Origin of the sequence: Bacteroides sp. 1_1_14, assembly GCF_000162515.1 — a bacterium.
In the GTDB taxonomy this organism is placed as follows: Bacteria; Bacteroidota; Bacteroidia; order Bacteroidales; family Bacteroidaceae; genus Bacteroides; species Bacteroides thetaiotaomicron.
In genome coordinates this window covers 10,303-17,554 of sequence record NZ_GG774717.1, presented here as the reverse complement: position 1 = coordinate 17,554, position 7,252 = coordinate 10,303, and the positions used below count along the sequence as shown (strand labels likewise).

The 7,252-nt window shown below is 58.3% G+C and carries 6 protein-coding genes and 3 pseudogenes; all 9 read left to right on the top strand.

From position 1 onward, the window contains the following. Nucleotides 1-236: pseudogene (locus HMPREF9007_RS00785) on the top strand (conjugative transposon protein TraJ); the annotation flags it as partial. Between the two features lie 11 nt (nucleotides 237-247). Beyond that, entirely contained in the window at nucleotides 248-871 is a 624-nt protein-coding gene (gene traK, locus HMPREF9007_RS00790; protein WP_004295450.1) for a conjugative transposon protein TraK, read from the top strand. 4 nt (nucleotides 872-875) lie between these two features. After that, nucleotides 876-1,175, top strand: coding sequence for a TraL conjugative transposon family protein (locus tag HMPREF9007_RS00795; protein ID WP_004295449.1), 300 nt, complete (start codon nucleotides 876-878; stop codon nucleotides 1,173-1,175). After that, nucleotides 1,150-2,431 (top strand): annotated as a pseudogene (gene traM, locus HMPREF9007_RS00800) (conjugative transposon protein TraM). Before HMPREF9007_RS00795 ends, traM begins: the two are co-directional and overlap by 26 nt. A 73-nt stretch (nucleotides 2,432-2,504) precedes the next feature. Further along, nucleotides 2,505-3,425 carry a conjugative transposon protein TraN gene (gene traN / locus HMPREF9007_RS00805; RefSeq protein WP_004303795.1) on the top strand — a complete coding sequence of 307 codons (921 nt, stop codon included), beginning with the start codon at nucleotides 2,505-2,507 and terminating at the stop codon, nucleotides 3,423-3,425. A 1-nt stretch (nucleotide 3,426) separates the two neighbouring features. Next, nucleotides 3,427-4,011 (top strand): conjugal transfer protein TraO, encoded by a 585-nt coding sequence (locus HMPREF9007_RS00810; protein ID WP_004319140.1) that lies wholly within the window; start codon nucleotides 3,427-3,429, stop codon nucleotides 4,009-4,011. A 13-nt stretch (nucleotides 4,012-4,024) separates the two neighbouring features. After that, nucleotides 4,025-4,468: a DUF3872 domain-containing protein gene (locus tag HMPREF9007_RS00815; RefSeq protein ID WP_004295445.1), complete on the top strand. Its 444-nt coding sequence runs from the start codon at nucleotides 4,025-4,027 to the stop codon at nucleotides 4,466-4,468. Between the two features lie 63 nt (nucleotides 4,469-4,531). Further along, nucleotides 4,532-6,485: pseudogene (locus HMPREF9007_RS00820) on the top strand (DUF4116 domain-containing protein). A 361-nt stretch (nucleotides 6,486-6,846) separates the two neighbouring features. Then, on the top strand, nucleotides 6,847-7,233 hold the full coding sequence (locus HMPREF9007_RS00825; protein WP_004295441.1) for a hypothetical protein: 387 nt from the start codon (nucleotides 6,847-6,849) through the stop codon (nucleotides 7,231-7,233). Nucleotides 7,234-7,252 lie beyond the last annotated feature (19 nt).

Genomic DNA, 7,252 nt, shown 5'->3' with positions numbered 1-7,252 from the left:
CCGAGTGGGTGATCCAGTCGGGCGGAGCCGGCGGGGCTATGGGCGGTATCAACAAGGCCGGGGCATTCGCCACGGGTGTCGCTGGCGGTATCGCCGGCAACATGATCGGCCGCACGTTCGGGCGTCGCGGCGGTGGCGGTTCCTCCTCCGGTAACGGCGGCGTTGGCGGCCCGGCTTCGGGCAGTGCCCCCAACGGGCGCAACCTGGCAACACAAGGTAACAATAATCATTCATAACAATTTGGACAATGGAATTCAAGTCATTAAAAAACATCGAAACAAGTTTCAGGCAGATTCGGCTTTTCGGTATCGTGTTCCTCTGCCTGTGCGCGCTGGTATCCGTGTTCAGCGTGGTCGCGAGCTTCCGTTTCGCCGAAAAGCAGCGCGAGAAGATCTACGTCCTGGACGGGGGCAAGTCGCTGATGCTGGCGCTCTCGCAGGATTTGAGCCAGAACCGCCCCGTGGAGGCGCGCGAACATATCCGGCGTTTTCACGAGTTGTTCTTCACCCTCTCGCCCGACCGTGCGGCCATCGAGAGCAACATCAACCGCGCGCTGTTCCTGGTCGATAAGAGCGCCTTCGCCTATTACCAGGACATGCAGGAGAAAGGTTACTACAACCGTGTGGTGTCGGGGAACATCAGCCAGCGTATCGAGGTGGACTCCGTGGTGTGCGACTTCAACGCCTATCCCTACCGGGCCATGACCTATGCCCGGCAAATGATTGTCCGCGAGAGCAACATCACCGAGCGTTCGCTGGTCACGCGCTGCGAGCTGATCAACTCGGGGCGTTCGGACAATAACCCGCAGGGTTTCATCATGGAGAAATTCGAGATTCTGGAGAACCGCGATTTACGTACATTAAAAAGATAAGGCTATGGCAAAGAAGAGAATAAAGGCTTTCGGGGAGTGGGTCGAAGACCACCTGCGCCGCGCTTGCGGGGCGCTCTCGCCCGATAAGCGGATTATCGTGATCCTCACGCTGCTCTTGTTCTTTTCCGTCTTGTCGCTCTACTTTACCGTGTCTTCCATCTACCGCTTCGGCAAGGGAGCCGGGGAACGGATGCAGATACGGCATATCGAGCGGCTGGAGCTGGAATTAAGACAACGGCAGGAGGCCGACAGTGTAAAACATCTAAAAGATTTCAATTATGACGACGAACGAAAAACAGAATAAACAGCCGGAGGCGGGGAAAAAGGAACTCACGCCCCGGCAGATACAGATGCGGAAGAAGATGGTGGTCTTCCCGCTCTTTTTCCTGGCCTTTGCCGGGTGCATGTGGCTGATCTTCTCCCCCGGCGAAAAAGAACGGGAGGAGCCTTCGGCGGGTTTCAACACGGAGCTGCCGACCCCGGAATCGGAGGGTATCCTCTCGGACAAGCGTGATGCCTACGTGCAGGAGGAGATGCGGCGCAGGGAGCGGGAAAAGATGCGCTCCTTGCAGGATTTCGCGTTCGGGATGGAGGACGAGGAGGAAGAGCCCGTCATGCCCGCTGCCGTGCCGGATAAGTCTTCCGGCCCTGCCGGCGGTTCGTCGGGAGCTTTCCGGACTTCCCGTGCCGCCTATGCCGACATCAACCGCCAGTTAGGCAGTTTCTACGAGGAGACCGCCGGTGAAACGGGGGAAGAGCGCGAGATGCAGGCCCGCATCGAGGAACTGGAACGCCGCCTGGAAGAACAGCAGGCGCAGAAAACGGCCCAGGAGGAGCAGGTGGCGCTGCTGGAGAAGTCCTACGAGATCGCCGCCCGCTACATGAATGGCGGTCAAGGCCCCTGAAGCCCCGCGTCAGAAAGCCTCCGTTTCCGGCAAGGCTTCCGTGCAGCCCGTGCGCCAGGTGCGCCGTAACATCGTGTCGCTGCTTGCCGCCCCGCTGCCCGATTCGGTCTTCGCCCGTGAGTTCGTCAAGCCCCGGAACTGGGGTTTCAACACGGTGGGGAGCGACCTTCGCGAGCCCGAGCGCAACAGTATCCGTGCCGCCGTGCAGCAAACCGTGACGCTCACCGATGGCGGGGAGGTTACTTTCCGGCTGCTGGAACCGATGATGGCGGGAGATCTGCTCATCCCCTCGGGTACGCCCGTAACGGGGGCGGCGAGGATCAACGGTGAACGGCTGACGGTCAAGGTCAGCGCTGTCCAGCACGGCGGGGCGGTCGTTCCGGTCGATCTGTCGGTCTATGACACGAACGGCAACGAGGGTATTCCCGTGCCGGGGTCGGAAGAACTCAATGCCGTGAAGGAGATCGCCGCCAATATGGGCGCGGGCATGGGCAGCAGTATCACGATCACGGACGATGCCGGTTCGCAACTGCTCTCCGACCTGGGGCGCAGCGCCATCCAGGGCGTGTCGCAATACGTGAGCAAGAAGATGCGCTCGGTCAAGGTCACGCTCAAGGCCGGTTACAGCGTCCTGCTGCTCCCGCCCCTTCAATAAGGGTACAAACGACGTACTTCCGTACACCACTGAAAAAATCCATTTTTATCAACAATCAAAAAATTTATCGAGTATGAAAAAGATTCTTCTGGCACTCGCTTTTATCGGGTGCATGTTCGCTGCCCACGCGCAGGAAAAGCCCTCCACGGGCGATTTGTACGACGGTCTTACCCGTCCGCTGACCTTCAACCGGGTTATCCCGCCCTACGCGCTGGAGGTGACGTTCAGCAAGACCGTTCATGTGATTTTCCCCTCGGCCATCCGTTACGTCGATCTGGGGTCTTCGGATCTTCTGGCGGCGAAAGCCGACGGCACGGAAAACGTGCTGCGTGTAAAGGCGGCCCTGCGTGATTTCTCGCGCGAGAGCAACCTTTCGGTCATTACCGAGGACGGGGCCTATTACAGCTTCAATGTCAAGTATGCCGACGAGCCGGTGAAACTGTCGGTCGAGATGGCGGACTTCCTGCATGACGGGGAGGCGGTAAACCGCCCCAATAACGCGCTGGACATCTATTTGCAGGAGTTGGGATGCGAATCTCCGCTGCTGGTCAAACTGATCATGCAGTCCATTTACAAGAATGACCGCCGCGAGATCAAGCATATCGGTTGCAAGCGTTTCGGGGTACAATACCTCCTCAAAGGTATCTACGTGCATAACGACCTGCTTTATTTCCACCTCCAACTGAAAAACTCCTCCAACGTGCCTTTCAACGTGGACTACCTGACGTTCAAGATTACGGACAAGAAGGTGGCCAAACGCACGGCCATCCAGGAGCAGGTCGTATGGCCCGTGCGTGCGTACAACAACGTGCAGGTCATCGGCGGCAAGCGTACCGAGCGCATGGTCTTCACGCTCCCGAAGTTCACGCTGGCCGACGACAAGCAGCTGGTCGTGGAACTGCACGAGCAGCAAGGCGGGCGACACCAGACTTTCACGGTGGAGAATGCCGACCTGGTGCGCGCACGTGTTATCAACGAGTTAAAGGTAAAGTGATATGAAACGGGCGATATTCATTCTCACGCTGGGGTTATGCCTCCTCCTTTCGGACGGGGCGCACGCCCAGCGTGCCCTGCCCGCCATGCGCGGGCTGGAAATACGGGGAGGCATGGCCGACGGCTTCTATACCCGGGACAGCCGCAGCGAAACGGGCTACTGGTTCGGGCTGGCCATGAGCCGCTACGCGAAGAATGCCGACAAGTGGGTGTTCGGCGCGGAGTTCCTGAACCGTTATTACCCCTACAAGTCGGAACGTATCCCGGTGGCGCAGTTCACTGCCGAGGGCGGTTACTATTACAAGTTCCTCGCCGACCCGTCCAGGACTTTTTTCTTCTACCTCGGCGGCTCGGCGCTGGCCGGTTACGAGAGCGTGAACCGGGGCGAGAGGCGGCTCTATGACGGCTCTACGCTCCGCCACCGCGACCGTTTCCTCTATGGCGGGGCCGTCACGCTGGAGGTCGATGCGTACCTGACCGACAGGATTATCCTCTCGCTGACGGGGCGTGAGCGTATCCTATGGGGCACTACAACGGGACATTTCCACGCGCAGTTCGGCCTGGGCGTGAAATTCATAATCCATTAAACTTGCAAGCGACATGAAAAAGATGAAAAAGATATTGGCCCTGGCGGTCTGGATCGCCGCCCTGGGTCTTTTATGCGCATCCTGCGACAACGGGCTGGATATACAGCAGGCGTACACGTTCTCTCTGGAAACGATGCCCGTTCAGAAGCGAATCTCCGTTGGTGAAACCGCTGAAATCCGCTGCACGCTCGTGCGGGAGGGGAGATATGACGGCGCGCGTTACACGATCCGCTATTTCCAGCCCGACGGGCGCGGTGAGTTGAGGATGGACGACGGTACGGTGTTCCTGCCCAACGACCGCTATCCGCTCGACCGTGAGGTGTTCCGCCTCTATTACACATCGCGCAGCGATGACCAGCAGACCATCGACGTCTATGTCGAGGACAACACGGGTCAGGTCGTGAAGACCTCCTTCACGTTCCAGAGCGAGAACGGGACGGAGGAAACGGAACGATAACGGAATATGTCTAACCAAGAGAAGCGCCCGTCACCCGGGCGCTTTCCATAAATACTGAAAACCATGACAGAGCAAGAGAGAATAGATATAGCCTATCTCGATACGGGGGTGTACGAGAACCCGTGGCGCGAGAACCTTTTCGAGACGCTGCCCGAGGATCGGAAAACGGCGGAAGTCTGCCGTTTCGCCATCAAGAAATCGGCTTTCAACATCGAGTTCGTTCCCGAAGCGATGAAAACGCCGGAACTTTGTCTTGCCGCGGCCGGCCACCGGGGCGAAACACTGAAATTCGTCCCTGACCGTCTGAAGACACCGAAAATGTGCCGTGCCGCCGTCGATAGCAACAGCTACGCGCTGTATTACGTTCCGGAGGGGTTGAAGACCCCCCGAACTGTGCATGACGGCCGTGAAGCGCAACGGTCTGGTGCTGGAGGCCGTCCCCGGGGAATTGAGGACGCCGCAAATATGCCGTGCGGCGTTGAAAGCGGTGGACAGTGCCGATTACAAGATACTCCCTTACATTCCGTATCCCGATATATGCCTGGAAGGGCTGAAAAAATTCGGGATGTCGTTCGTGGACAAGTTCGAGATTTTCGCCTCCATTGCCCCGGAGGTCATGACCGGGGAACTGGCCCTTCACGGCGTGGGGATGGACGCGTCCTGCCTTTCGCTCGTGCCGGTGGAACTGCGCACGGAGGCAGTCTGCCTGCGTGCCGTCAGCGGGGACGGCATCCTGCTCCATGAAGTGCCGGAGGAATTACGCACGGAACGGGTCTGCGAGGCCGCCGTGTCCTCGAACTACCTGGCACTGGAGTACGTTCCGAAACATCTGAAAACCGACCGTCTGTGCGGGATGGCGCTGGAGCGCGATCCCCTGGCCATCCGCTTTTTCAACCCCGAACAGCTCACGCCGGAGGTCTGCAACCGGGCGTTGGCCCGTACCGACGACCTGCGTGTCCTCCGCTATATCCCCTTCGAGGAGATACACCTGAAAGTGTTGGGGTTCTATTGCACGAATTACGATAAGACCTTCGATTTTTTGGAGAACATGAACCCCTGGTTCCTCACGCCGAGGGTGGCCCGGGAAATTTTCGCCCTGGAGCCGGAGCTGTTCTACAACCTTCCCGACCACGCCAAGAACGAGGAGATGTGCCGCCGGGCCGTCTGGCACGACGGGAGCTACCTGCAATATGTCCCCGAGAAGTGGAAAACGCCGGAGTTGTGCATGGAGGCCATACGGCGCAGTCCCTATGCCATCGCCCACCTGCCCGAGAGCATGAAAAGCCCGGATCTATACATGAGCCTGGTGCGGGAGAACCCGCAAAACCTGAAAGGCGTCCCCCGCGAAGCCCGGACGCCGGAGATGAGCCGGGAGGCTTTCGAGCGTACCTACGGGAAGGACAAAACCGATTTCTCGGTTATCAGCGCGTTGAGCGACCCCGCCCTGGTCTTGCAGGTGTTCCGCGAGCAGGACGACCCGCAGCAGATACACCGGTTGATGAGTGTCCTGCACCTGAACCGCCGGCTTGTAACGGAGGAGGTGGCGTTGGAGGCCGTTCGCAAGGATGCGGGGGTGCTGTACGACATTCCCCAGAGGGCCATCACGCCGCTCGTGGCCGATACGGCCGTGCGGGGCGACCCGAGGATGATCCAGTGGGTTCCGAGGGAGCTTCGCACGGCGGATCTGTGCCTCTATGCCGAGGCCGCCCATCCCGAGTTGCGGGTTTACGTTCCCGACGAAATAGCAAAGGGACGTAATATCTACTCGTTCCACCGTCAGGTGGACGCGAAATTGCGGCAGCCGCTCGAATACGAACAATACAAGACCCTCTACTCGGGCGGCGCGGTGCGTGTGAACAACGTGTGGACGTCGGTTGCGGGTGAGATTGACTGCTGCGAGGTGCGTTACGACCGTAAGACGGAGAAACTCAAACTGCGGATCGTCGAACCGCCCAGGGAGAAGAAGGCGCAGCCGAAGGTCGCGCCCCGCAAACCCGCCCGGGGGCCGAAATTGTAGGACGGCGGGTAGTTCTTTGGCAGGAAGGTTGTTAAAAATCGCACGTGTTGTCGCCGATACCCGAATGAAATCGTTATATTTGCAATCGAATCCTCCGGCGGCGTGCCGCCGGGCGATTTACATACGGAAGGAACACATTATGGTGGGGCATTGAAAACAGCCAAATTTTAATCCGCTCGCAAAATAATGGGTAGTTCTCTTCTTCATCGTCGTGTCTATATGCGTCAAGCGTATGCGATAGCGGCGTGGGGAGAAATTATCTATCGAGTGGATGGGTGCTTGGCTGTACCTCAATGCCGGTATTTAACGTATTCTCACGCCTTTTTCGTATGGTATTTGTCTGAACCTAAAGAAAAGCGATATGGAAACGAAATCGACAAATGAGGTAAAGGGTGATTACGACCGGGTATCGGCGAGTGAATGCCTGGGGTCGCTAATCGAGTTGCACGGGATTGTCATGGAAGACGATCTGTTCGTCATTCCCGATGCGGATGGCACGGCAGTATTATACAATGACGGGAAGATACGTTTTGACGAGATCGCCGACATCGAGGTCGGCTCGGTGTTCGTGGGCATCCTGCTCCGCAACGGCTATCTGTTCTACCTTTCCCGTACCGAACCGCTCAAGACGTGCATATACACGCATGGCGGGTGGGGTTCAATCTCTGAAATTTCTCCCCGTGGCATTGCCGGACATATCGGGCGTGAACTGCACGGGAAGCTGGGCGACCATACGGCGGTCGATTGACGGGAAACAAAAAAATCGG

What these genes read in the sequence shown, in the direction of transcription:
- HMPREF9007_RS00795 (WP_004295449.1), top strand. Translation starts at nt 876, where the DNA reads ATGGCAAAGAAGAGAATAAAGGCTTTCGGGGAGTGGGTCGAAGACCAC.
- HMPREF9007_RS00815 (WP_004295445.1), top strand. Translation starts at nt 4,025, where the DNA reads ATGAAAAAGATGAAAAAGATATTGGCCCTGGCGGTCTGGATCGCCGCC.
- HMPREF9007_RS00810 (WP_004319140.1), top strand. Translation starts at nt 3,427, where the DNA reads ATGAAACGGGCGATATTCATTCTCACGCTGGGGTTATGCCTCCTCCTT.
- HMPREF9007_RS00825 (WP_004295441.1), top strand. Translation starts at nt 6,847, where the DNA reads ATGGAAACGAAATCGACAAATGAGGTAAAGGGTGATTACGACCGGGTA.
- traK (WP_004295450.1), top strand. Translation starts at nt 248, where the DNA reads ATGGAATTCAAGTCATTAAAAAACATCGAAACAAGTTTCAGGCAGATT.
- traN (WP_004303795.1), top strand. Translation starts at nt 2,505, where the DNA reads ATGAAAAAGATTCTTCTGGCACTCGCTTTTATCGGGTGCATGTTCGCT.